Here is a 24451-nt window from a genome sequence, read left to right as displayed (position 1 = left end):
GCATACCGAGTATGCATCGCGCAAGGAGTGCGGCTCAGCGCCAGAGCGCCAGCGTCCCGGCGAGTTGCGAGTGGGCCGGCTCCGGCAGCGCGTCCGGCGCGAACCAGCCGATCGCGTCGAATTTGTGCGGCTCGCCGATCCGCACCTCCGCCGGGTCGACGCGCACCGCGAACACCACGGCCACCCAGTGCGACGGCGGATCGGACCGCAGCACGTTCCGCACGCCCAGCGTCACGATCTCCTGCGGCTGCGCCGTGTACTCCTCGGTGACCTCGCGCGTCACCGCCCGCTCGAACGTCTCCCCGAACTCGAGCGCGCCGGCCCCGGTGTCCCACGTCCCGGGTTCGTCGCGCGCACCCGCCGCGCGCCGGGCCAGCAGCACCCGCCCACCCCCGTCATGACACACGAAAACACACGACACCCGCGGTACGCCGGAAAGCTCCACGTCCCGGCACGCTACCGCCCCCGCCCCGGCACCCCGACCGGTTTTCCGCGGCGCCGCGCCCACCGAAGCGCCCGGCGCGCGCCGCGGGCTCCGGGCAACACGAAGGCCCGGAAGCACCCACGGTGCTTCCGGGCCAGGTGAGGCGGGAGGGTCAGGCGCCCGCGGCCGACTTCAGGTCGGCGGCGCGGTCGGTGGACTCCCAGCGCAGCTCCGGCAGCTCGCGGCCGAAGTGGCCGTAGGCGGCGGTCTGCTGGTAGATCGGGCGCTTCAGGTCGAGGTCGCGGATGATCGCGGCCGGGCGGAGGTCGAAGACCTCGGTGATGGCCTTCTCGATCCGCTCGACGGGCACGTTCTCGGTGCCGAACGTCTCGACGAACAGGCTGACCGGGTGCGCCTTGCCGATCGCGTAGGCGACCTGGACCTCGCAGCGCTCGGCCAGGCCGGCGGCCACGACGTTCTTGGCGACCCAGCGCGTCGCGTACGCGGCGGAGCGGTCGACCTTGGACGGGTCCTTGCCGGAGAACGCGCCGCCGCCGTGGCGGGAGTAGCCGCCGTACGTGTCAACGATGATCTTGCGACCGGTGAGGCCGGCGTCGCCCATCGGGCCGCCGATCTCGAAGCGGCCGGTCGGGTTGACCAGCAGGCGGTAGCCCTCGGTGTCGATACCGAGGCCCTCCAGCTCCGGCGCGATCACGTGCTCGCGGATGTCCGGCGTGAGCAGCGACTCGAGCGAGATGTCCGAGGCGTGCTGGGTGGACACGACGATCGTGTCGAGGCGGACCGGGCGGAGCCCGTCGTACTCGATGGTGACCTGGGTCTTGCCGTCCGGCCGCAGGTACGGCACGGTGCCGTCCTTGCGGACCTGGGACAGGCGGCGGGCCAGACGGTGGGCCAGCGCGATCGGCAGCGGCATCAGCTCGGGCGTCTCCGAGCAGGCGAAGCCGAACATCATGCCCTGGTCGCCGGCGCCCTGCGAGTCGAGCAGGTGGTCGGACTCGCCCTCACGGGCCTCGATCGCGGTGTCGACGCCCTGCGCGATGTCCGGGGACTGCGCGCCGATCGAGATGCTGACGCCGCACGACGCGCCGTCGAAGCCCTTCTTCGAGGAGTCGTAGCCGATCTTCAGGATCGTGTCGCGGACGATCGTCGGGATGTCGGCGTACGCCTTCGTGGTCACCTCGCCGGCGACGTGCACCTGACCGGTGGTGATGAGCGTCTCCACGGCGACCCGGGAGGCCGGGTCCTGCGCGAGCAGCGCGTCCAGAATGCCGTCGCTGATCTGGTCAGCGATCTTGTCTGGGTGGCCCTCCGTGACCGATTCGGAGGTGAACAGACGGCGTGCCACGGTGCTCCTCAAGGTAAGTCGAATTGGAACTGCGGATGCAGCCTAGTTGTCTACCAAACCCCTGGGTTTGGGGGGCAAACCCTATGCGGTGGTCGAGCTTAGCTGCCTGACTACCAGATCCAGTACGGCGTCCGCCAGATCTTCCTTGGGCCGCTCGCCCAACTCTGTCACGGAACCGTCAGCAGCTAAAACGGTAGCGGCGTTGGTGTCAAACCCGAAGGCCTTGTGCACGCCGACCTCGTTGACGACGATCATGTCCGCCCGCTTGCGCAGCAGCTTGCCGCGCGCGTTGTCGATCGCGTCGTGCGTCTCGGCCGCGAACGCGACCAGCACCTGCCCGGGCGCCTTGCGCGCCCCGAGTTCGGCCGCGATGTCCGGGTTCGTCACCAGCTCGATCACCGGCGCCGTACCGTCGTCGGATTTTTTGATCTTTCGGTCGGCCACCCCGGCGGGCCGGAAGTCGGCCGGCGCCGCGGCCATCACCACCACGTCCGCGCCGTCCGCGGCCGCGACGACCGCCTTGCGCAGCTCCTCGGTGGTGCCCACCCGGACCATGTCCGCACCGGCCGGGTCGGGCAGCGAGACGTTGGCTGAGACGAGCGTCACCCGGGCTCCGCGGGCGAGCGCGGCGGTGGCGAACGCGTAGCCCTGCTTGCCGGACGACCGGTTCCCGAGGAACCGGACCGGGTCGAGCGGCTCCCGCGTGCCGCCGGCGGTGACCACCACGTGCTTCCCGGAAAGATCGTGCACCGGCACGCCACGGGCCAGCACCCGCCGGGCGAACGCGAAGATCGCGGACGGGTCCGGCAGCCGGCCCTTGCCGGTGTCCGTACCGGTGAGACGCCCGGACGCGGGCTCGATCACCAGATTGCCGCGGGACCGCAGCAGCGCCACGTTCGCCACCGTGGCCGGGTGCTCCCACATCTCGGTGTGCATGGCCGGCGCGAGGACGACCGGGCATCGCGCGGTGAGCAGCGTGTTGGTCAGCAGGTCGTCGGCGAGACCGTGCGCGGCCTTGGCCAGCAGGTCCGCGGTGGCCGGTGCCACCACGACCAGGTCGGCGGACTTGCCGATGCGCACGTGCGGGACCTCGTGCACGCCGTCCCACACCTCGTCGGAGACCGGCTGCCCGGAGAGCGCGGCCCAGGTCGGGGCGCCCACGAACCGCAGCGCGGAAGCGGTGGGCACCACCCGGACCCGGTGACCGGACTCGGTGAAGAGCCGCAGGAGCTCGCACGCCTTGTACGCGGCGATTCCGCCCCCGACCCCGAGGACGACCTGCGGACCACTCATCGGTCTTACGGCTGGTCGGTCGGCTCGGCCGTGAGCAGGCCGGTGTTGATCTCGCGCATCGCGATGGAGAGCGGCTTCTCCTGCGGCGTGGTCTCGACCAGCGGACCGACGTACTCCAGCAGGCCCTCGCCGAGCTGGCTGTAGTACGCGTTCACCTGGCGGGCGCGCTTCGCGGCGAAGATGACGAGCGCGTACTTGGAGGTGGTCTTCTCCAGCAGCTCGTCGATGGGCGGGCTGGTGATGCCTTGCGGGTCAGCGATGATTCCCACGGTGTTTCAAACCCCTCGGGTCGTGACAAACGATCAAGCTTGAGGCTGTGGTTGCGCCGGTGTCAAGACCGGCGAACTGAGCAACCCTACCAGCTCGTCCGCGGCACGCTCGACGTAGTCGTTGACGATGGTCACGTCGAACAGCGACTGCGCGGCCAGCTCCTCGTCCGCGTGCGCCAGCCGGCGGCGGATCGTCTCCTCGTCGTCCGTGCCGCGGCCGATCAGGCGGCGGCGCAGTTCCTCGACCGAGGGCGGGGCCAGGAAGACCAGCTGGGCGTCGGGCATCGCGGCCTTGACCTGCCGCGCGCCCTGAAGGTCGATCTTCAGGAGCACGGGTGCGCCCTCGCGCAGCCGGGCCTCGACCGGGCCGCGGGGCGTGCCGTAGAGGTTGCCGGCGAACTCGGCCCACTCCAGCAGCTGGTCGCCGACCCGCAGCCGTTCGAACTCGGGGCGGTCGACGAAGAAGTAGTGCTCGCCCTCGACCTCGTAGTCGCGCATGCGCCGGGTGGTCGCCGAGACCGACAGCCAGATCCAGGGCGCGCGCAGACGGATCAGCTCGATCACGCTGTCCTTGCCGACCCCTGACGGGCCGGAGAGGACGGTGAGCCGGGCTGGCGGGCGGGCGTCGTCACTCATGCTCACAAGCTAATTCCTACACGGTGCCCCGTACGGGCCTGCAGCGAACCCCGGATTCCCGGCGCCGGAGCAGTCCCGCACGGAGCGAATTCCGCGGTCAGTTCGACGCGAACTCCGCGAGCAGAGCCTTACGCTGCTGCTCGCCGAGGCCACGAAGGCGACGGCTCTCGGCGATCTTGAGCTTCTCCATGATCTGGGTGGCCCGGATCTTGCCGATGCCCGGCAGCGCCTGGAGGACGGCCGAAACCTTCAGCTTGCCGACGACGTCGTCGCCCTCAGCACGGTTCAGCACGGAAGCCAGGGTCGTCTTGCCCTGCTTGAGCTCCTCCTTGAGCTGAGCACGAGCCTTACGGATCTCAGCAGCCTTCTCCAGCGCGGCAGCACGCTGTTCGGGGCTCAGTGACGGGAGCGGCACCAGTTCTCCTCAGGTCCCTTACGCGCCGGCATCCACTACCGGCGCTCTGTGAAACGTGGTGTGACCAGGAACCAAAGGGGCATGTGGTTCCCAGCGCGGGGAAAACTAGCGGTCAGCGCCGCATTCGGCAACGTGGGCACACCATGATCGACTAAGCGTGACTAGGGAATTACTCAGCTCGCGGCGGACAATGCCGCCCGGACGTCGTCCAGCACGCGGTCCGCGGCAGCGCGCAGCCCCGCGATTTCCGGACCCTTTCCGAGAACTTCACGGGAGTACGACGGAAGCACCGAGCCGATCGCGGAGCCGAACACGGTGCGTAGGTCCTGAGCGGTACCACCCTGGGCCCCGAGACCCGGCGCGAGCAGCGGACCGTTCACCCGAGAAAGATCATGTCCGGTGTCACCCACCGTGGCGCCCACCACGAGACCCATGCTGCCGATCGGCGTCGAACCCGCGTTGAGCTGGGAAATCTCGTCAATCACAGTTTGCGCGACGGTCCGGCCGTCCGCGGCGACCGCGCGCTGAACGGAACCGCCTTCCGGATTTGACGTGAGCGCCAGAACGAAAACGCCGCCGCCATTCTTCGCCGCGAGGTCGAACATCGGAGCCAGCGATCCGACGCCGAGGAACGGGCTGGCGGTGATCGCATCGACATAGAGCGGGCTGGATGGATCGAGGTACGCCGCCGCGTACGCCGCGACCGTCGAGCCGATGTCGCCGCGCTTCACGTCCAGCAGGACAAGCGCTCCGGCCTCGCGTAACTGTCGGATAGTTGACTCAAGGACGGCGAGTCCCTTAGATCCGAATTGCTCGTAAAAGGCCGATTGCGGCTTGAACACCGCGACCCGGTCCGCGAGCGCCTCCACCACGGTCTCGCTGAACCGCGTCAGACCGGCCACGTCGTTGGCCAGACCCCATCGCTCCAGCAGACCCGCGTGCGGGTCGATCCCCACGCACAGCGGGCCGCGCGCGGCCGTCAGCCGCTCCAGCCGGGTTCCGAAGCTCTCCACCGGCACACCCCTCTCGTCGAGCCGCCACGAGGCGGCCACGTGGCATTCCTGCCACTAAATCGCGTTTTAGTCCGATAACCGACAGGGCAACCTGCGGCCCTACCCCCGATCGGGGGTCTTGCTTTTCCCGCCGCACTCACCGCGAGGCGTTCACCGACGTGCAACTTGCAGATCAGACGACGCTCGGTCAGGCTTGGGCGGCGACCGCGGCCGCGATGCCGCGTCCGATCCGGGCGATCTGCGCGTCCGTGCTGACGTACGGCGGCATCGTGTAGATCAGATCCCGGAACGGCCGCAGCCAGACGCCCTCGCGAGCGGCCGCGTCCGTGGCCTTCCGCATGTCCACCGGCCGGTCCAGCTGCACCACGCCGATGCCGCCGAGCACGCGCACCTCACGAACCCCGGCAAACCCGCTGAGCGGCTCCAGAGCGGCCGTGAGCCCTTTCTCCAGCCCGTGCACCCGCCCTGACCAGTCCTGACTGCGCAGCAGCGCGATGGAGGCGTTCGCCACCGCGCAGGCCAGCGGGTTGCCCATGAACGTCGGACCGTGCGCCAGCCCGCCGCCCTCGCCGTCCGAGATCGCCCGCGCCACCTCGGTCGTGCACAGCGCGGCCGCCAGCGTGAGGTAGCCGCCGGTCAGCGCCTTGCCCACGCACATCACGTCCGGCGCGACGCCCGCGTGGTCGGCGGCGAAGAACGCACCGGTACGGCCGAAGCCGGTCGCGATCTCGTCGAAGATGAGCAGAATGCCGTGCCGCGCCGTGATCTCCCGCAGGATCCGCAGGTAGCCCGGGTTGTGGAACCGCATGCCGCCGGCGCCCTGCACCACCGGCTCGACGATCACCGCGGCCAGCTCGTCCGCGTGCTCCTCCACCATGCGAACGAGTGAGTCCGCATAGGAACCCTCGATCGGGGAGCCGAAACCACCCGGTGGGGGCGGCGCGAAGACCTGCCGGGGCAGCACACCGGTCCACAGCGCATGCATGCCGCCGTCCGGGTCGGTCACGCTCATCGGGTGCCAGGTGTCGCCGTGGTACCCGCCTCGCCAGGTGGCCAGCCGCTGCCGCTCCGGCCGGCCGGCGCCGCGCTGGTACTGCAGCGCCATCTTGACCGCGACCTCGACGCTGACCGAGCCGGAGTCGCAGAGGAACACGTGCTCCAGCCCGTCCGGCGTCAGCTCGACCAGCGTGCGGGCCAGCGTGACCGCGGGCTCGTGGGTGAGCCCGCCGAACATCACGTGGCTCATCCGGCCGAGCTGGTCGCGCACCGCCTCGTCCAGCACCGGGTGCCGGTAGCCGTGGATCGCGGACCACCAGCTGGACATGCCGTCGATCAGCTCGCGTCCGTCCGCGAGCGTGAGCACCGCGCCGGCCGCTTCCGAGACCACGAAGGGCTCGGAGCGGCCGGGCATCGGGCCGTAGGGGTGCCAGACGTGCGCCCGGTCCAGCCGCAGCAGCTCGTCCGGCGCGGTCATCGCCGGACCGACGCGGCGGCCCGCACCAGCGCGGGCCCGCCGTAGATGAATCCGGTGTAGAGCTGGATCAGCGAGGCGCCCGCGTCGAACATCCGGGCCGCGTCGTCCGGTGTCATGATCCCGCCGACGCCGATGATCGGCAGCCGGCCGCCGGTCTCCCGGTGCACGAACGCCACCACCTCACGCGCCCGCCGGGTTACCGGCCGGCCGGAGAGACCACCGGCCTGTGCCGACAGCTCCTGGTCGATCGGCGCCAGGCCGTTGCGGGCCAGCGTGGTGTTGGTCGCGATGACGCCGGCCACGCCGGTGTCCGCGCAGACCGCCAGCGCCTCGCCGATCGCGTCGTCGGTCAGATCAGGAGCGATCTTCACCAGGACGGGCAGCCCGTTCGCCTCCTTGACCAGCGCGCCGAGCAACTCGTCCAGGTGCTCGCGCCCCTGGAGCTGCCGCAGGCCGGGCGTGTTCGGCGAGGAGACGTTGACCGCGATGTAGTCCGCGTACGGGTGCAGCAGCCGCAGCGAGGTCAGGTAATCCTCGACCGCGCCGGGAAGCGGCGTGATCTTGGACTTGCCCAGGCTGATGCCGAGCGGGACGGGCAGCTTCGCCGGGAGCGCGGCGAGCCGTTCGGCCAGCACCGCCGCGCCCTCGTTGTTGAACCCCATCCGGTTGATGATCGCGGCGGACTCGCGCAGCCGGAACACCCGCGGTTTGTCGTTGCCCGGCTGGGCCAGCGCGGTCACCGTGCCGGCCTCGACGAAGCCGAAGCCGAGCGCGGGCCACGCGGGCAGCGCGATCCCGTTCTTGTCCATGCCGGCCGCAAGCCCGACCGGGTTCGGGAACCGCACGCCGAACACCTCGACCGGATTGTCCGTCGCATACCGGCGCGACAGCGCCACCAGCGCCGACGGTACGCCGGACAGCTGCGCCAGCCGGTGCAGCGTCCACTCGTGCGCGGTCTCCGCGTCCCCGCCCCCGATCCGGAAGAGGGCGGGGCGGGTGAACTGCTCCCAGATCACTTCGCGGACGCCTTGAGCTGGGCGTGCAGGTCCTGCAGCGGACGTACCTGCATCTGGCCGTTGATCGTGGCCTCGATGCCCATCACCGCGGCGGACGCGCCCGGCACCGTGGTGATGCACGGGATGTCCGCGGTCACCGCGGCGCTGCGGATCTCGTAGCCGTCCGAGCGGGCGTGCGCACCCGAGCCCTGCGGCGTGTTGATCACCAGCGTGATCTCACCGCGCGCGATCAGCTCGACCGCGTTCGTGCCCGGGCCCTCGTAGTGCTTCGGCACGATCTCGCACGGGATCCCGTACCGCTTCAGCACCTCCCCGGTCCCGGCGGTCGTGATGATCTCGAAGCCCAGGTCGGCCAGCCGCTTGATCGGGAAGATCATGCCGCGCTTGTCCCGGTTGGCGACGGAGACGAACACCTTGCCGGACGTGGGCAGCGAGCCGTACGCGCCGGCCTGCGACTTCGCGAACGCCTGGCCGAAGCCGGTGTCGATGCCCATCACCTCGCCGGTCGACTTCATCTCCGGGCCGAGCAGGCTGTCCACGCCCTTGCCGGCCGGCGTGCGGAACCGCTTGAACGGCAGCACCGCCTCCTTGACCGCGATCGGCGCGGTGTCCGGCAGGTGGCCGCCGTCGCCCTCGGCCGGCAGCAGGCCCTCGGTGCGCAGGTCCGCGATGGTGGCGCCGAGCATGATCCGGGCGGCCGCCTTGGCCAGCGGCACCGCCGTGGCCTTGGAGACGAACGGCACGGTCCGCGACGCGCGCGGGTTCGCCTCCAGCACGTAGAGCACGTCGTCCTTGAGCGCGTACTGCACGTTGAGCAGGCCACGGACGCCGATGCCGCGGGCGATCTCCACGGTGTACCGGCGGACCTGCTCCAGGTGCGGGCCCGCGAGGGTGATCGGCGGCAGCACACAGGAGGAGTCGCCGGAGTGGATGCCGGCCTCCTCGATGTGCTCCATCACGCCGCCGAGGTAGACCTCGCCGGTCGCGTCGCAGAGCGCGTCCACGTCGATCTCGATCGCGTCGTCCAGGAACCGGTCGACCAGCACCGGGTGGTCCTCGGAGATCTCGGTGGACCGTCCGATGTAGTCGGCCAGCGTGGGCTCGTCGTAGACGATCTCCATGCCGCGCCCGCCGAGCACGTAGGACGGACGCACCAGGACCGGGTAGCCGATCTCGTCCGCGATCGCCTTGGCGTCGTCGAAGCTGACCGCGGTGCCGTGCTCCGGCGCGCGCAGCCCGGCCTTGGCCAGGACCGCGCCGAACGCGCCGCGGTGCTCGGCCAGGTGGATCGACTCCGGGCTGGTGCCGACGATCGGCACACCCGCGTCCTTGAGCCGCTGCGCCAGGCCGAGCGGGGTCTGGCCGCCGAGCTGCACGATCACGCCGATCACGCCGGGCCCGCCCGCGGCCTTGCCGGAGCTGTCCTCGGAGTGGAACACCTCCAGCACGTCCTCGAACGTCAGCGGCTCGAAGTAGAGCCGGTCCGCGGTGTCGTAGTCGGTGGAGACCGTCTCCGGGTTGCAGTTGACCATGACGGTCTCGAAACCGGCACCCCCGAGGGGACCCCCACCGCGCAGCGCCATCACCGCGTGCACGCACGAGTAGTCGAACTCGATGCCCTGGCCGATCCGGTTCGGGCCGGAGCCGAGGATCAGCACCTTGGGCCGGTCCGACGGCTCGACCTCGGTCTCCTCGTCGTACGTGGAGTAGTGGTACGGCGTCTTCGCGGCGAACTCGGCCGCGCAGGTGTCCACGGTCTTGTAGACCGGGCGCAGGCCGAGCCGGTGGCGCAGCGCGCGGACGCCGTCCTCACCGGCCAGCTCGGGCCGGATCGCGGCGATCTGCCGGTCGGAGAGCCCGGCCCGCTTGGCGGCCCGCAGCAGCGTCTCGTCCAGCACCGGCGCGGCCTCGATCTCGGCGCGCAGTTCCAGCAGCGAGACGATCTGGTCCAGGAACCAGGGGTCGATGCCGCCGCTGGCCTCGTGCACCTGCTCGATGCTGGCGCCCAGGCGAAGCGCACGCTCCACCGTGTAGAGACGGCCGTCGTGCGGGACCCGGAGTGCCTCCAGCGTCTCCTCCACCGAGGAGGTCGGGTCCGGCGTGGTCCAGAAGCCGCCGGACTTCGTCTCCATCGAGCGCATCGCCTTGTTCAGCGCCTCGGTGAAGTTGCGGCCCAGGCTCATCGCCTCGCCGACCGACTTCATCGTGGTGGTCAGCTCCGCGTCCGCGCCCGGGAACTTCTCGAACGCGAACCGCGGGATCTTCACCACCACGTAGTCGAGCGCGGGCTCGAACGCGGCCGGCGTCTCCTCGGTGATGTCGTTCGGGATCTCGTCCAGCGTGTAGCCGATGGCCAGCTTCGCCGCGATCTTCGCGATCGGGAAGCCGGTCGCCTTGGACGCCAGCGCGGACGACCGGGACACCCGCGGGTTCATCTCGATCACGACCAGACGGCCGTCCCGCGGGTTGATCGCGAACTGGATGTTGCAGCCGCCGGTGTCCACGCCGACCTCGCGCAGCACCGCGATGCCGACGTCGCGCAGCGTCTGGTACTCGCGGTCGGTGAGCGTCATGGCCGGCGCGACCGTGACCGAGTCGCCGGTGTGCACGCCCATCGGGTCGACGTTCTCGATCGAGCAGACGACCACCACGTTGTCGTTGCGGTCGCGCATCAGCTCGAGCTCGTACTCCTTCCAGCCGAGCACGCTCTCCTCGATGAGTACCTCGTGCACCGGGGACGCGGCCAGGCCGGCGCCGGCGATGCGCTCCAGGTCCTCCTCGGTGTGCGGCATGCCGGAGCCGAGGCCGCCCATGGTGAACGACGGGCGCACCACGACCGGCAGGCCCAGCTCGGCCACGGTCTGGCGGACCTCGTCCATCGACTTGCAGACGCGGGAGCGCGGGGTCTCGGCACCGGCCTTGGCCACGATCTCCTTGAACAGCTGCCGGTCCTCGCCGCGCTGGATCGCGTCGATGTTCGCGCCGATCAGCTCCACGCCGTACTTCTCCAGCACACCGTTCTCGTGCAGCGCGACCGCGGTGTTCAGCGCGGTCTGGCCGCCGAGCGTGGGCAGGATCGCGTCCGGGCGCTCCTTCGCGATGACCAGCTCGACGAACTCCGGCGTGATCGGCTCGATGTAGGTGGCGTCCGCGAACTCCGGGTCCGTCATGATCGTCGCCGGGTTCGAGTTGACCAGGCTGACCCGGATGCCCTCGCTGCGCAGCACGCGGCAGGCCTGGGTGCCGGAGTAGTCGAACTCGCAGGCCTGGCCGATGACGATCGGGCCGGAGCCGATGACGAGGATGTGCTTGAGATCGTCCCGCTTAGGCATTGGCCTTACGCCCTTCGACAAGCTCGACGAAGCGGTCGAACAGGTAGTCGGCATCGTGCGTGCCGGCCGCCGCCTCGGGGTGGTACTGCACGGTGAAGGCGGGCACCTCGAGCGCCCGCAGCCCTTCGACCACGTTGTCGTTAAGGCAGACATGGGAGACCTCGACGCCGCCGAAGTCGGTGTCGATCACGGTGTTCAGCGGCGCCTGCACGGCGAACCCGTGGTTGTGCGACGTGACCTCCACCTTGCCGGTGGTCCGGTCCAGCACCGGCTGGTTGATGCCGCGATGGCCGTACCCGAGCTTGTAGGTGTCGAAGCCGAGCGCACGGCCCAGGATCTGGCTGCCGAAGCAGATGCCGAACAGCGGCACCTTCCGGTTCATCACCTCGCGGGCCAGCGCCACCGGGTGGTCGGCCGTGGCCGGGTCGCCGGGGCCGGGCGAGAAGAACACCGCGTCCGGCGAGACCGCCAGCAGTTCCTCCAGCGTCGAGGTGGCCGGCATGATGTGCGTGGTCACGCCGCGGGCCGCGAGCCGGCGGGCGACGTTCGCCTTGATGCCCAGGTCGACGGCCGCGACCGTGTAGCGGTGCTCGCCCTCGGCCTCGACCGTGTACGGCTTCGCGGTGGTCACCTCGGCGGAGAGGTCCGCGCCGAGCATCTCCGGCTGGGCCTGCACGCGGGCCTGCAGCGACGCCGGGTCCAGGTCGACGGTGGAGACGCCGACCCGCATCGCGCCGCGCTCGCGCAGGTGGCGGGTGAGCGCGCGGGTGTCGATGCCGGAGATGCCGACCACGCCCTCGGCGGCCAGGCGCTCGCCCAGCCCGCCGGTCGCGCGCCAGTTGGAGCCGATCCGGGCGGGGTCGCGCACCACGTACCCGGCGACCCAGATCCTGGACGACTCGTCGTCCTCGCCGTTGACGCCGGTGTTGCCGATGTGCGGCGCGGTCTGCACCACGACCTGGCGGTGGAACGACGGGTCGGTCAGCGTCTCCTGGTAACCGGTCATGCCGGTGGTGAAGACGGCCTCGCCGAACGTCTCCCCCTCCGCGCCGTAGGACTCACCGCGGAACGCGCGGCCGTCCTCCAGGACCAATATCGCCGGCTTCCTCACTTCTGTGCCTTTCCGTCCAGTACCGTCGGCTCGCCGCGCAGGAACGTGGCGACGATCCGTCCGGGCAGGCTCATGCCCGCGTAGGGGTTGTTCGTGCTGCGGCTGGCCGTCTCCGTGGGGTCCACGGTCCGGGTCGCCGCCGGGTCCACCAGCGTGAACGTGGCCGGTGCGCCGGGCAGCGGGTCGTGCCCGTGCTCGGTCAGCCCCGCGATCCGGGCCGGCGTGCGCGACATGCGCTCCGCGATCAGGTCCCAGTCAATGGTGCCGTCGCCGGTCGTCAGCGCGCCAGTGGAGAGCACCACGGAGAGCGCGGTCTCCAGGCCGACCATGCCGGGGCGCGCGTACGCCCACTCGCATTCCTTGTCCTCCACCGCGTGCGGCGCGTGATCGGTGGCCACGATGTCGATGATGCCCTCCGCCAGCGCCGCCCGAAGAGCCTTCACGTCATCGGCGGTACGCAGCGGCGGGTTGACCTTGTAGACCGGGTCGTAGCTCTCCGCGCGGTCGTGCGTGAGCACCAGGTGGTGCGGCGTGACCTCGGCCGTCACCCGGACGCCGCGCGCCTTCGCCTGCCGGACCACCTCGACGCTGCCGGCCGTGGAGAGGTGGCAGACGTGCAGGCGGGAGCCGACGTGCTCGGCCAGCAGCACGTCGCGCGCGATGATCGCCTCCTCGGCGACCGCGGGCCAGCCGGTCAGGCCGAGGCGGGTGGCGACCTCGCCCTCGTGCATCTGGGCGCCCTCGGTCAGCCGCGGCTCCTCCGCGTGCTGCGCGATCACGCCGCCGAACGCCTTCACGTACTCCAGCGCCCGGCGCATCAGCCGCGGGTCGGCGACGCAGTGACCGTCGTCGGAGAAGATCCGCACGGTCGCGGCCGAGTCGGCCATCGCGCCCAGTTCGGCCAGCCGCTCACCGGCCAGCCCGACGGTGACCGCGCCGATCGGCTGCACGTCGACCAGGCCCGCCTCGCGGCCGAGCCGCCAGACCTGCTCGACCACACCCGCGGTGTCCGCGACCGGCGACGTGTTCGCCATCGCGCAGACCGCGGTGTAGCCGCCGAGCGCCGCGGCCCGGGAGCCGGTCTCCACGGTCTCCGCGTCCTCGCGGCCGGGCTCGCGCAGGTGGGTGTGCAGGTCGACCAGGCCGGGAAGCGCGACCAGACCCGTACCGTCGATGATGTTCTGCGGGTTCTCGCCGGCCGGCTCCTTGATCACCCCGTCCTCGATCAGGAGATCACGGGCAGCGCCACCGAGGACGCTGACGTTCTTGATCAGGTACGCCACTTACTTTCCTCCGAGCAGCAGGTAGAGGACGGCCATCCGGACGCTCACGCCGTTGGCGACCTGTTCGACGATCGTGGATCGGGGCGAGTCCGCCACCTCCGGGGAGATCTCCATGCCCCGGTTCATCGGGCCGGGGTGCATGACGATCGCGTGCTCCGGCAACCGGCGCATGCGTGCGCCGTCCATGCCGTAGCGGCGGCTGTACTCCCGGGCGGACGGGAAGTAGGACGCGTTCATCCGCTCGGTCTGCACGCGCAGCATCATCACCACGTCGCTGGCCGGCAGCACCGCGTCCAGGTCGTAGCTGACCGTCATGCCGGACCCGAGGGCGCTCGCGATGTCCACCGGGATCAGCGTGGGCGGGCCGACCAGCGTCACCTTGGCACCGAGCGTGTTCAGCAGCACCACGTTCGACCGGGCGACGCGGCTGTGCAGCACGTCACCGACGATCGTCACGTTCAGCCCGGCGAGCCGGCCGAGCCGCTCGCGCATGGTGAACGCGTCCAGCAGCGCCTGGGTCGGGTGCTCGTGCGTGCCGTCGCCGGCGTTCACCACCGAGCCGTCCACCCAGTTCGCCAGCCGGTGCGGGGCGCCGGACGCGCCGTGCCGGACCACCACCGCGTCCGCGCCCATCGCCTGCAGCGTCAGCGCGGTGTCCTTCAGGCTCTCGCCCTTGGAGACGCTGGAACCCTTGGCGGAAAAGTTGATCACGTCGGCGGAGAGCCGCTTCGCGGCCGCTTCGAAGCTGATCCGGGTACGGGTGGAGTCCTCGTAGAACAGGTTCACCACGGTCCGCCCGCGCAACGTGGGCAGCTTCTTCACCTCGCGGCCGCCGGTCAGCCGGGCCAGCTCGCGGGCGGTGTCCAGGATCAGCGTGGCGTCGGCGGCGTCCAGGTCGCCCGCCTCGCGCAGGTGCCGGATCATGAGTCGCTCCCGTACAGCTTGACCTCGTCCGTGCCGTCGGTCTCGGCGAGCGTGACCCGGACGCTCTCGCTCAGCGCGGTCGGGATGTTCTTGCCGACGTAGTCGGCGCGGATCGGCAGCTCGCGGTGGCCGCGGTCGACCAGCACGGCAAGCTGCACCGAGGACGGCCGGCCGAGGTCGCCGAGCGCGTCCAGCGCGGCCCGGACCGTGCGGCCGGAGAAGAGCACGTCGTCGACGAGGATCACCCGGCGGCCGTCGACGCCCCCCGGGGGCACGTCGGTGGGCCCGAGCGCGCGGGCCGCCTTCAGCCGGAGATCGTCGCGGTAGAGCGTCACGTCGAGGATGCCGACCGGAACGTCGATACCCTCGAAAGCGTGAATTCGCGCCGCGAGCCGTCGCGCCAGCGGTACACCTCTGGTGGGAATCCCGAAGAGCACGGTGTCCCGCGCGCCCTCGGTCTTCTCCAGGATCTGATGCGCGATCCGGTCGACGACGCGGGAGACGTCGGTATCGGCGAGAATCACTTTGCCCGTTCTAGCCTGCTTTGGGCCTGTTCTCACCTGGTCTGGGGCAGCGTCTGGCAACGCCACGTGGGACCTCCTTCCCCGCCTCACTGGACGGGTCGTTAAAGGATGTCTGCGCCGGTCAGCACGCTACGTTACCAGTGTTCCCACACGTCACTCCGGTTGACCTGGGAGTGATCTGACTGACTGCCGACTCAGGAAAGCGAAAAACCGGTCAAGTCCTATGATCTCGCCAACTGGACCGTAATCGCCACTTGACCGCGTGTCTTTAGCGACGTACCGTCACGCAGCGTAGCGATCGCGCGGTGGGCCCGAAGCCCACGCCAGCACTGGAGTGTCCTGATGCCCTCTGAGTACGCCAAGTCTTTGGGCGCCCGCCTGCGCTCTATCCGCCAGCAGCAGGGTCTCTCCCTGCAGGGTGTGGAGGAGAAGTCGAACGGGCGCTGGAAGGCCGTCGTCGTCGGCTCCTACGAGCGCGGCGACCGCGCGGTCACCGTCTCCCGCCTGGCCGAGCTGGCCGACTTCTACCGGGTTCCGGTCTCCGAGCTGCTGCCCGACGGCAGCGGCATCCGGCACGAGCCGACCAACAAGATCGTCCTTGACCTCGAGAAGCTCTACGACGAGGCCGGCGAGGACCTCGCGTACGTCGCCCGCTACGCCCGCGCCATCCAGCAGCAGCGCGGCGACTACAACGGCCGCGTCCTCTCGATAAGGGCCGACGACCTGCGCGCGCTCGCCATCGTCTACGACATCTCCCCCTCCGGCCTGATCGAGCGCCTCACCGAGGCCGGTGTGCTGGTCGCCGACCCGCGCGCCTTCTTCGCCTCCTAAGGCGCTTCCGGCCCGCCTTCCCCGGGCCGTTATCAGCACCGGGCGGCCCGTGCCCCGACCCAGCACGGACCGCCCACCCGCCAAACCGGCCGGCCACCCCCTCCGCCGACCGCATACTCCATCCCCCTCACGCTTCCGGCCCACCGCGCCGCGCATCGCTACGCAGAGCGCCCCGGCCCCCGCGCAGCCATCGTCGCTGCGCGGTTTTTCGCACTCCTCCCCCGCGCAGCGGCAAGCCCCGGGCACCAGCCCTTCGACCGGCCCCGCCCCCGGGCCCCACCGGCCCACTTCCGGCATCGCCCCCGATCTCGCCGACCGGCCGCGACAGGTTTGCGCTCAGCGCCCGTCTCCGGAAGTCAGGCGCGTATCAAGATCCTTCCATACGTCAGGGCCCTTTCAGGCGACTCGAAAGGGCCCTGACGTATGAAAGGATCTTCAAAGGCACGCCCACCCGCCGCACCGGCTCAGCTTTCGCCTGCCGCATCGACCCGGCCCGCCGGAGGCGAAGAAGAAGCCCGCCCGGACCCAAGGGGGCCGGACGGGCTTCCGAAGAACTCAGCGCGTGGCGTACTCGGCGATGCGGCCGAGGATGCCGTTGAGGAAGCGGGGCGAATCGTCGGTGGACATCTGGCGGGCCAGCTCGACCGCCTCGGTGATCGCGACCGCGTCGTCGATGTCGTCCGCGTAGAGCAGCTCGTAGACCGCGATCCGCGCCAGGTTCCGGTCGACGACCGGCATGCGGTCGATCGTCCAGCCCTCGGCGTAGCTGGCCAGCAGCTCGTCGACCCGGTCGAGGTGGGCGGCGACGCCCTCGACGAGGTGGATCGTGTAGCCGATGTGGTCGGGGCGGGGCTGCTCGATGCGCTCGAGGTAGCTCGCCAGGACCTCGACCGGCGGGAGGTCACGCAGGTCGGCCTCGTAGAGGACGTCGAGCGCCCGCTTGCGCGCCTTTCGGCGGGCGGGCATCGACTGCTTGGGACCCTCCGCCATTAGGAGCGGCCGAGGTAGCGGCCGTCGCGGGTGTCGACCTTGATCTTCTCGCCGGTGGTGATGAACAGCGGCACCTGGACCGTCGCGCCGGTCTCCACGGTGGCGGGCTTGGTGCCGCCGGTGGAGCGATCGCCCTGCAGGCCCGGCTCGGTGTAGGTGACCTCGATCATCACGGAGGTCGGCAGCTCGACGTAGAGCGGGACGCCCTCGTGGAACGCGACCGTGACCTCCGCCTCCGGGAGGAGGAAGTCGGCGTTCGACCCGACGACCGCCTTCGGCACGTGGAACTGCTCGAACGTGTCGAGGTGGTCCATGAAGACGAACTCTTCACCGTCGAGGTAGAGGTACTGCATGGTCCGCTTGTCGACCGTCGCGGTCTCGACCTTCGTGCCGGCGTTGAAGGTCTTGTCGACGACCTTGCCGGACATCACGCTCTTCAGCTTGGTGCGCACGAAGGCCGGGCCCTTGCCGGGCTTCACGTGCTGGAACTCGACGACGGACCACAGCTCCTTGTCGAGGTTGAGGACCAGGCCGTTCTTGAGGTCGTTGGTGGTCGCCATTTCCTGCCTTGGTGTGAAGCCGTGTGTGTGAAACCGGCACTACGTTCGCGGACAATAGCCCAGTCTACCGGCGCACCCGGCCCGCCGCTTCCCGGGCCGGTCATGCGCCGGTAACCTGCCCGGCCGCCCGTTGACGATCAATCAATCGTTACCTCGTCGTCGCCGAATAGACACCCGTTACTGGCAAGTTGCGGGCGTGCCGACTGCCTCCAGCCTGCCGAACAGCCTGCCGCACCGCGCATCGCGCCTCCTGCCGGCCGCCCGCCCGATCGTGATCGGTGGCGTGCCCCGATGGCTCGGCTTCGCCGGCGCCGTGATGCTCGCGCTCGGTGGAACCACGGCCGGCGCGCTGCCCTATCAACAGGCGGCGGAGCGGGCCGGGCTGATCGGTCCCGGCCTGGTCGTGGCGTACGCGGGACTGGCTCTGCTGGTGGTCGCCTGGTGGCGGCTGGGTACGGAGAACCCGGCCGCGCGCTCGATGCAGATCACGCTCGGGCTCTGGGCGGCGCCGCTGGTGGTGGCGCCGCCGCTGTTCAGCCGGGACGTCTACAGCTACCTCGCGCAGGGCACGATGTTCGCGCGCGGGCTGGACGTCTACGTGTACGGGCCGTCGAGCCTGGGCGGCCCGCTCGCGGCCGAGGTGCCGGGCATCTGGCAGCACACCCCCGCGCCGTACGGTCCGCTGTTCCTGGCCGTGGCCGCGGCGGTCACCACGCTGACCGGAACGCACGTGATCGCGGGTGTGTTCGGCATGCGCCTGGTCGCGGTGGCCGGGGTGGCGCTGATGGCGTTCGCGGTGCCGGTGCTCGCCCGCCGGCTGGGCGTCTCACCCGGGGCCGCGCTCTGGCTCGGCGTGCTGAACCCGCTGGTGCTGACGCACCTGGTGGCGGGCGCGCACAACGACGCGCTGATGCTGGGCCTGCTGGCCGCCGGCCTGGCCGCGACGGTCTCCCGGCGGCCCGGCGCGATCTGGCCGGTGCTGGGCGTGATCCTGGTGACGCTGGCCGCGCTGGTGAAGGCACCGGCCGCGCTGGCGCTGCCGTTCTGCGCGCTGCTGTGGGCGCAACGCGCGCAGCGGACGCCGGCGGCGCGGGAGCGGTGGCCGATCCTGGCGTTCCTGCGGACCGCGCCGCTGACCGTGCTGATCGCGGCCGCGGCCGCGATCGTGGTGCACGCGCTGGCCGGCACCGGCATCGGCTGGATCGGCGCGCTGGACACGCCCGCGGTGGTGCACAACTGGATGTCGCTGAGCACCACCGCGGGCGCGCTGACCGCGCAGCTGCTGGACGCGATCGGCTCCGGGGTCGCACATCACGCGGTGCCGTTCTGGCGCGGCGTGGGACTCGCGGCCGCGGTCGGCTGCGGGCTGCTGGTCTGGGTCCGGGCGCGGGTGCTCGGCCCGGTCTACGCGGTCGGCCTGGGTCTGCTCGCGGTGGTGCTGCTCGGCCCGGTGGTGCACCCCTGGTACCTGCTGTGGGGCGTGCTGCTGGTCGCAGCCGGCGCGCCGCATCAGGAGGACAGCCCGGTGCGGCGCTGGGTGGCGCTGGGCAGCTCGCTGCTGGCCGTGCTGGTGGTGCCGACCGGCGGCCCGGCCTCGGCCGTGGACGTGGCGGTCGGGCTGACCGGCGGCGCGGTGGTGCTGGTGACCACGGGTGCGGTGCTGCTGTGGTGGCTGCCGCGCCGCGAACCCGTGGTGGAGCGGGCCGAGTCGCTCTACCGCGAGCGTGCGATCCCGGCCGAGACGGCCGCCTAGAACGGACAGAACCCTTCGCCGGTACGCCGCACGGCGTACCGGCGCGGGTTATCGATCTTCGGTGGCCGCGACGTAGCGCAGCGCGAGCCGGTAGCCCTCGATGCCGAGGCCCGCGATGACGCCGGTGGCGACCGCGGAGAGCACCGAGTGGTGCCGGAACTCCTCGCGCGCGTGGATGTTGGAGATGTGCACCTCGACCAGCGGCGCGGTGAGCATCGCGCAGGCGTCGCGGACCGCGTAGTTGTAGTGCGTCCAGGCGCCCGCGTTGAGCACGACGGGAATCCCGCCGTCCGCCGCCTCGTAGAGCCAGGCCAGCATCTCGTGCTCCGCGTCGGTCTGCCGGACCTCGACGTCCAGGCCTGCCTCGCGGCCCGCGTCCACGCAGAAATTCACGAGCGCGTCGTACGACGTCAGCCCGTACACGTCCACCTGCCGCTTGCCGAGCCGGCCCAGGTTCGGGCCGTTGAGCACCAGCGCGCGCGTCACGCGACCACCTCGCGGTAGGCGGCGGCCAGCACGTCGTCCGCGGGCCCGGCCAGGATCGTGGGGGCGGCCAGCCCGTCCAGCACCACGAACCGCAGCTTGCTGCCGCGCGCCTTCTTGTCCACCCGCATGGCGGCGAGCAGCGCGGGCCACGCGTCCGCCTCGTAGGTGACCGGCAGGCCGAGCGACGTCAGCACGGCGCGGTGGCGGGCCGCGACGTCCGGGCTCAGGTGCCCGGTCGCGACCGACAGCGCGGCCGCGTAGACCAGGCCGACCGAGACCGCGTGGCCGTGCCGCCAGCGGTAGTGCTCGACCTTCTCGATCGCGTGCGCCAGCGTGTGCCCGTAGTTGAGGAACTCGCGCAGCCCGGACTCGCGCAGGTCGTGCGTGACCACGTGCGCCTTCACCCGGATCGCGCGCTCGACCAGCTCGCGCAGCGCGGGCGAGGCCGGGTCCTGCGCCGCGGCCGGATCGACCTCGATCAGGTCCAGGATCGCCGGGTCCGCGATGAACCCGCACTTGACCACCTCGGCCAGGCCGGCGACCAGGTCGGCGTGCGGCAGCGTGTCCAGCATCGCCAGGTCGCAGAGCACGCCGGCCGGTGGGTGGAACGCGCCGACCAGGTTCTTGCCGGCCGCGGTGTTCACGCCGGTCTTGCCGCCGACCGCGGCGTCCACCATGCCGAGCAGCGATGTGGACACCGGTACCCAGCGCACGCCGCGCAGCCAGGCCGCGGCCACGAACCCGGCCAGGTCGGTCACCGCACCGCCGCCGAGGCCGATCACCGCGTCGCTGCGGGTGAAGCCGTTCGCGCCGAGCGCGTCCCAGCAGCCGGCCGCGACGCCGATGCTCTTGCCGTCCTCCGCGTCCGGCACCTCGATCGGCAGCGTCCGCAACCCGGCCCGGTCGAGCCCGGCGGCCAGCGCCTCGGCGTGCGCCTTGAGCGGTTCGGCGTAGAGGAGCGCGGCCTGCTCCGCGCCGGTCAGCAGCGCGGGCAGCTCGCCGAGCAGGCCACGGCCGATCAGCACCTGGTACGGGGTTTCGCCGCCGACGTCGATCCGCGTCGGCTCGGTCACAGTCAGCTCATCCATCGGCGCTGAGCCTAGCGTCTCGCGGGTCATCGCTTGAGCAGCGCCAGGATCTCGTCGGTGACCTCGGCGGGCTCGCGGCCGTCCGTCACCACCACGTGCGTGGCCACCTCGCGGTAGAGCGGGGCGCGCTGCGACATCAGGTGCCGGAGCGTGGCGCGCGGGTTGATCGCCAGCAGCGGCCGGCCAGCGCCCAGGCCGACGCGCTTGACCGCGTCGGCCAGCTCTACCGACAGGAAGACCACGGTGTGCCCGGCCAGCCGGGCCCGGGTCTCCTCGGCCAGGATCGCGCCGCCGCCGAGCGCGAGCACGCCGCCGAACGTCTCCAGCGCGGTCGCGACCGCCGCGCGTTCCAGCGCGCGGAACCGGTCCTCGCCGTCCTCGATGAAGATCTCCGAGACCGGCTTGCCGGCGACCGCCTCGACGTCGTGATCGGTGTCCCGGAACGCGACGCCGAGCCGCTCGGCCAGCGCGGTGCCGACCGTGGTCTTGCCCGCGCCCATCAGGCCGACGAGCACGCAGGCGGGCCGCACCGGGCTCACCGGATGATCAGGTGGTCGACGTACCCGGCCAGGTTGCGGCGGATCTCGTCGGCCGAGTCGCCACCGAACTTCTCCGTCGCGGCCTCGGCCAGCACCAGCGCCACCATCGCCTCCGCGACGACCGCGGCGGCCGGGACCGCGCAGACGTCCGAGCGCTGGTTGATCGCGGTGGCGACCTCGCCGGTGGCCACGTCGACCGTGGAGAGCGCGCGGTTCAGCGACGAGATCGGCTTCATCGCGGCCTTCACCCGCAGCGGCTCGCCGGTGGTGATGCCGCCCTCCAGGCCGCCGGCCCGGTCGGTGAGACGCTTGACGCCGGTCGCGGTCGGCGCGATCTCGTCGTGCGCGACCGAGCCGCGCGAGCGGGCCTGCAGCCACGCGTCGCCGATCTCCACGCCCTTGATCGCCTGGATCGACATCAGCGCGGTGGCCAGCCGCGCGTCCAGCTTGCGGTCCCACTGGACATGAGAACCGAGGCCCGGCGGTACGTCGTACGCCAGCACCTCCACGATGCCGCCGAGCGTGTCCGCGTCCTTCTTCGCCGCGTCCACCTCCGCGACCATCCGCGCGGACGCCTCCGGGTCGAGGCAGCGCAGCGGGTCCGCGTCGATCCGGTCGAAGTCCTCCGGGCGCGGTTGCAGGCCGGGCTTGGCCGCGACCGAGCCGAGCTCGACCACGTGCGACACGATCCGGATGCCGAGCGTCTGCTCGATGATCGCCTTGGCCACGGTGCCGACCGCGACGCGCGCCGCCGTCTCCCGCGCGGACGCGCGCTCCAGGATCGGCCGGGCGTCGGCGTGCCCGTACTTCTGCATGCCGGCCAGGTCGGCGTGCCCGGGCCGGGGCCGGGTCAGCGGCGCGTTGCGCGCCTGGCCGGCCAGCTCCTCCGGGTCGACCGGGTCCGCGGCCATCACGGTCTGCCACTTGGGCCACTCGGAGTTGCCGACCCGGATCGCGACCGGGCTGCCCAGCGTGACGCCGTGCCGGATCCCGCCGATGATCTCGATCTCGTCCTGCTCGAACGACATCCGGGCGCCGCGGCCGTAGCCGAGACGGCGGCGGGCCAGCTCCCGCCCGATGTCGGCGGTCGTCACCCGCACACCGGCGGGGACCCCCTCCAGCAGAGCGACGAGGGCGGGGCCATGGGATTCACCTGCGGTCAGCCAGCGCAACACGTCGCACAGTCTGTCATGGCCGCGTCCCGGTCTCACGTGCTGGCCGTACCGTCCCACCTTCCGGGCCACCGGCGAGCAGCGCGGCCAGCGCGCGCAGGTCGGGGACGGCGGCCGCGATCCGGTTGCGGGCGTCGTCGCCGAGCCGGTCCAGCGCGTCCCGGACCAGCGCGCGGCGTTCCTCCTGGTAGGCGTCGATCCGGCGGCGCGCGGCGCCGGTCAGCGTGAGCCGCACCTGGCGGCGGTTCTCCGGCGAGCGCTCGCGGGCGATCAGCCCGGCGTCCGCGAGGTCGCCGACCAGCGTGCTGACCGTGTTCGGCGCCGCGCGCAGCGCCTCGGCCGCGTCCCGGACGCAGATGCCGGGCCGGCGCTCGACCAGCCGGAGCACTTCGACCTGCGCGTCCGGCAGCCGGTCGGCGTCGCGCCGGGCGGCCGCGCGGCGCAGCACCTGGTGCAGGTGGCCGAGCGTGTCGCTGATCTCATCCGCCGAGGTCATGGCGTACTCCCGCTGTCTTTTAGTCGCCTTGTGCAACTAGTCTGCCCACAGAGCTTTTCTCCCGGAAGGACGTATCAGCGTGTCACAGACCACCACCGTCGACTCGGCCGTGGCGCCGCCGCGCGGCCGGTCCGCTCTCGCCCTGGTGGCGCTGCTCGGCACGCTCACCGCGATCGGCCCGCTGTCGATCGACATGTACCTCCCCGCGTTCCCGGAGATCGCCGCGGACCTGCACGCCACGCCGTCCCAGGTCCAGCTGTCGCTCACCACGCTGATGGTCGGCATGGCGGTCGGCCAGCTGGTCACCGGCCCGCTCAGCGACCGGCTCGGCCGCCGTACCCCGGTGATCATCGGCATGGTGGCGTACGCGCTGCTCTGCGTGGCGTGCGCGTTCGCGCCGTCGACCGGCGCGCTGGCCGCGGTGCGCTTCGCACAGGGCTTCGCCGGCGGCATGGGTACGGTCGTGGCCCGCGCCGTCGTCGGCGACCTCTACTCCGGCAAGGCCGCCGCCAAATACTTCTCCCGGCTCGCCCTGGTCTTCGGCGTGGCACCGGTGCTCGCGCCCAGCCTCGGCACGCTCGTCCTCACGTTCACCGACTGGCGCGGCATCTTCCTGGTGCTGGCCGCGGTCGCCACACTGATCACGATCGCGGTGGTCCGTGTGCTCCCGGAGACGCTGCCGGCCGCCCGCCGCAGCACCCGCGGGCTGGCCGACGTCGCCGAGACCACCCGCGTGCTGGCCAAGGACCGGGTCTTCATCGGGTACGCCGTCGCCGGCGGCCTGGCCATGGCCGGCCTCTTCGCGTACCTCTCCGGTTCGTCGTTCGTGCTCCAGGACGTGTTCGGCCTCTCCACCGCGGTCTACGGCGTGCTGTTCGGCGTGAACGCGATCGGCCTGGTCGCCGCCAGCCAGCTCAACGGCCGCCTGCTCGACCGCTGGTCCCCCCGTCAGCTGCTGGTCACGTCCCTGGCCGCCGGCGCGGTCGCGGGCGCCGCGCTGCTCGTCGCGGCCGCGCTGTCCAGCATGATCGCGGTCTGCGTCCTGCTGTTCTGCTTCTTGGCCACGATCGGCATGGTCAACCCGAACAGCGCCGCTCTGGCCCTGGACCGCCACCGCAACCGCGCCGGCACGTCCGCCGCCCTCCTCGGCACGGTCCAGACCCTGATCGGCTCCGTCGCCGCTCCCCTGGTCGGCCTCGGCGGCGAGTCCAGCGCCGTACCCATGGCCCTGGTGATCGCGGTCTGCGCCACCCTCTCCCTGCTGACCGTCCTCACCCTGGCCCGCGCCCGCCACACCCCCGCCTGACCCGGCCTCACCACCACCGGTGTCGCCCCGCGCACGCACACCGGTTCGCGGCCCGCCGACCGGCCTCCCAGTCGTCCGCGGGGCTGCGGACCGCGCACTTCCCGCCGCCGGCAGGTTCCCCCATGACAAGCCGGGGCCCGCAGAGCCGCG

The 24451-nt window shown here is 71.5% G+C and carries 24 protein-coding genes; 3 read left to right on the top strand and 21 right to left on the bottom strand.

The window, feature by feature from the left end:
- Positions 1-34: 34 nt before the first annotated feature.
- From J2S42_RS32990 to pyrR, 14 genes are all read right to left on the bottom strand, one after another.
- Complete coding sequence (locus J2S42_RS32990; protein ID WP_307249171.1) at positions 35-421, bottom strand: NUDIX domain-containing protein; 387 nt, start codon at positions 419-421, stop codon at positions 35-37.
- A 175-nt stretch (positions 422-596) separates the two neighbouring features.
- Positions 597-1790: a methionine adenosyltransferase gene (metK, locus tag J2S42_RS32985; protein ID WP_307245515.1), complete on the bottom strand. Its 1194-nt coding sequence runs from the start codon at positions 1788-1790 to the stop codon at positions 597-599.
- Positions 1791-1871: 81 nt separating this feature from the next.
- Positions 1872-3083: a bifunctional phosphopantothenoylcysteine decarboxylase/phosphopantothenate--cysteine ligase CoaBC gene (gene coaBC, locus J2S42_RS32980; protein ID WP_307245513.1), complete on the bottom strand. Its 1212-nt coding sequence runs from the start codon at positions 3081-3083 to the stop codon at positions 1872-1874.
- A 5-nt stretch (positions 3084-3088) separates the two neighbouring features.
- Positions 3089-3352, bottom strand: coding sequence for a DNA-directed RNA polymerase subunit omega (gene rpoZ, locus J2S42_RS32975; RefSeq protein WP_307245511.1), 264 nt, complete (start codon positions 3350-3352; stop codon positions 3089-3091).
- 33 nt (positions 3353-3385) lie between these two features.
- Positions 3386-3988, bottom strand: coding sequence for a guanylate kinase (gmk, locus tag J2S42_RS32970; protein ID WP_307245509.1), 603 nt, complete (start codon positions 3986-3988; stop codon positions 3386-3388).
- A gap of 97 nt (positions 3989-4085) precedes the next feature.
- Complete coding sequence (gene mihF / locus J2S42_RS32965) at positions 4086-4403, bottom strand: integration host factor, actinobacterial type (protein ID WP_307245508.1); 318 nt, start codon at positions 4401-4403, stop codon at positions 4086-4088.
- 173 nt (positions 4404-4576) lie between these two features.
- On the bottom strand, positions 4577-5416 hold the full coding sequence (gene pyrF, locus J2S42_RS32960; RefSeq protein WP_307249168.1) for an orotidine-5'-phosphate decarboxylase: 840 nt from the start codon (positions 5414-5416) through the stop codon (positions 4577-4579).
- A 187-nt stretch (positions 5417-5603) separates the two neighbouring features.
- The gene (locus tag J2S42_RS32955) at positions 5604-6890 is read right to left on the bottom strand and encodes an adenosylmethionine--8-amino-7-oxononanoate transaminase (RefSeq protein ID WP_307245506.1); all 1287 of its coding nucleotides are present in this window, start codon (positions 6888-6890) and stop codon (positions 5604-5606) included.
- On the bottom strand, positions 6887-7903 hold the full coding sequence (locus J2S42_RS32950) for a quinone-dependent dihydroorotate dehydrogenase (protein ID WP_370879455.1): 1017 nt from the start codon (positions 7901-7903) through the stop codon (positions 6887-6889). The genes J2S42_RS32955 and J2S42_RS32950 overlap by 4 nt, the downstream gene beginning before the upstream one ends.
- The gene (carB, locus tag J2S42_RS32945) at positions 7903-11238 is read right to left on the bottom strand and encodes a carbamoyl-phosphate synthase large subunit (RefSeq protein WP_307245502.1); all 3336 of its coding nucleotides are present in this window, start codon (positions 11236-11238) and stop codon (positions 7903-7905) included. The genes J2S42_RS32950 and carB overlap by 1 nt, the downstream gene beginning before the upstream one ends.
- Positions 11231-12349 carry a glutamine-hydrolyzing carbamoyl-phosphate synthase small subunit gene (gene carA, locus J2S42_RS32940; RefSeq protein ID WP_307245500.1) on the bottom strand — a complete coding sequence of 373 codons (1119 nt, stop codon included), beginning with the start codon at positions 12347-12349 and terminating at the stop codon, positions 11231-11233. Before carA ends, carB begins: the two co-directional genes overlap by 8 nt.
- Entirely contained in the window at positions 12346-13632 is a 1287-nt protein-coding gene (locus tag J2S42_RS32935) for a dihydroorotase (RefSeq protein ID WP_307245498.1), read from the bottom strand. The genes carA and J2S42_RS32935 overlap by 4 nt, the downstream gene beginning before the upstream one ends.
- Positions 13633-14556: an aspartate carbamoyltransferase catalytic subunit gene (locus tag J2S42_RS32930; RefSeq protein WP_307245496.1), complete on the bottom strand. Its 924-nt coding sequence runs from the start codon at positions 14554-14556 to the stop codon at positions 13633-13635.
- Positions 14553-15116, bottom strand: a complete 564-nt coding sequence (pyrR, locus tag J2S42_RS32925; protein ID WP_307245494.1) for a bifunctional pyr operon transcriptional regulator/uracil phosphoribosyltransferase PyrR — start codon at positions 15114-15116, stop codon at positions 14553-14555. The genes J2S42_RS32930 and pyrR overlap by 4 nt, the downstream gene beginning before the upstream one ends.
- A gap of 306 nt (positions 15117-15422) precedes the next feature.
- On the opposite strand from pyrR, the gene bldD reads away from it, so the two are divergent.
- Positions 15423-15911 carry a transcriptional regulator BldD gene (bldD, locus tag J2S42_RS32920; protein ID WP_033341766.1) on the top strand — a complete coding sequence of 163 codons (489 nt, stop codon included), beginning with the start codon at positions 15423-15425 and terminating at the stop codon, positions 15909-15911.
- Between the two features lie 555 nt (positions 15912-16466).
- Here the strand turns inward: bldD and nusB are convergent.
- Together nusB and efp are read right to left on the bottom strand one after the other, a co-directional pair.
- Complete coding sequence (nusB, locus tag J2S42_RS32915) at positions 16467-16877, bottom strand: transcription antitermination factor NusB (protein ID WP_307245492.1); 411 nt, start codon at positions 16875-16877, stop codon at positions 16467-16469.
- A gap of 23 nt (positions 16878-16900) precedes the next feature.
- Positions 16901-17461, bottom strand: a complete 561-nt coding sequence (gene efp, locus J2S42_RS32910) for an elongation factor P (protein WP_307245490.1) — start codon at positions 17459-17461, stop codon at positions 16901-16903.
- Between the two features lie 196 nt (positions 17462-17657).
- On the opposite strand from efp, the gene mptB reads away from it, so the two are divergent.
- The gene (mptB, locus tag J2S42_RS32905) at positions 17658-19214 is read left to right on the top strand and encodes a polyprenol phosphomannose-dependent alpha 1,6 mannosyltransferase MptB (RefSeq protein WP_307245489.1); all 1557 of its coding nucleotides are present in this window, start codon (positions 17658-17660) and stop codon (positions 19212-19214) included.
- A 48-nt stretch (positions 19215-19262) separates the two neighbouring features.
- On the opposite strand, the gene aroQ is transcribed toward mptB, so the two are convergent.
- The 5 genes from aroQ to J2S42_RS32880 are packed head-to-tail and all read right to left on the bottom strand — an operon-like array spanning position 19263 to position 22995.
- Complete coding sequence (gene aroQ / locus J2S42_RS32900) at positions 19263-19700, bottom strand: type II 3-dehydroquinate dehydratase (protein WP_307245487.1); 438 nt, start codon at positions 19698-19700, stop codon at positions 19263-19265.
- Complete coding sequence (gene aroB / locus J2S42_RS32895; RefSeq protein ID WP_370879454.1) at positions 19697-20773, bottom strand: 3-dehydroquinate synthase; 1077 nt, start codon at positions 20771-20773, stop codon at positions 19697-19699. Before aroB ends, aroQ begins: the two co-directional genes overlap by 4 nt.
- Before the next feature lie 41 nt (positions 20774-20814).
- Positions 20815-21318, bottom strand: coding sequence for a shikimate kinase (locus J2S42_RS32890; RefSeq protein ID WP_307249166.1), 504 nt, complete (start codon positions 21316-21318; stop codon positions 20815-20817).
- Between the two features lie 5 nt (positions 21319-21323).
- Positions 21324-22502 carry a chorismate synthase gene (aroC, locus tag J2S42_RS32885; RefSeq protein WP_307245483.1) on the bottom strand — a complete coding sequence of 393 codons (1179 nt, stop codon included), beginning with the start codon at positions 22500-22502 and terminating at the stop codon, positions 21324-21326.
- A gap of 13 nt (positions 22503-22515) precedes the next feature.
- Positions 22516-22995, bottom strand: coding sequence for a MarR family winged helix-turn-helix transcriptional regulator (locus tag J2S42_RS32880; protein WP_307245481.1), 480 nt, complete (start codon positions 22993-22995; stop codon positions 22516-22518).
- 79 nt (positions 22996-23074) lie between these two features.
- Between J2S42_RS32880 and J2S42_RS32875 the strand changes: the two genes are divergently transcribed.
- A complete protein-coding gene (locus J2S42_RS32875) occupies positions 23075-24301 on the top strand; it encodes a multidrug effflux MFS transporter (protein WP_307245479.1) in 1227 nt (408 codons plus the stop codon).
- Positions 24302-24451: the final 150 nt, after the last annotated feature.

Origin of the sequence: Catenuloplanes indicus (assembly GCF_030813715.1) — a bacterium.
In the GTDB taxonomy this organism is placed as follows: Bacteria; Actinomycetota; Actinomycetes; order Mycobacteriales; family Micromonosporaceae; genus Catenuloplanes; species Catenuloplanes indicus.
This window is presented reverse-complemented; position numbering and strand designations above follow the sequence as displayed.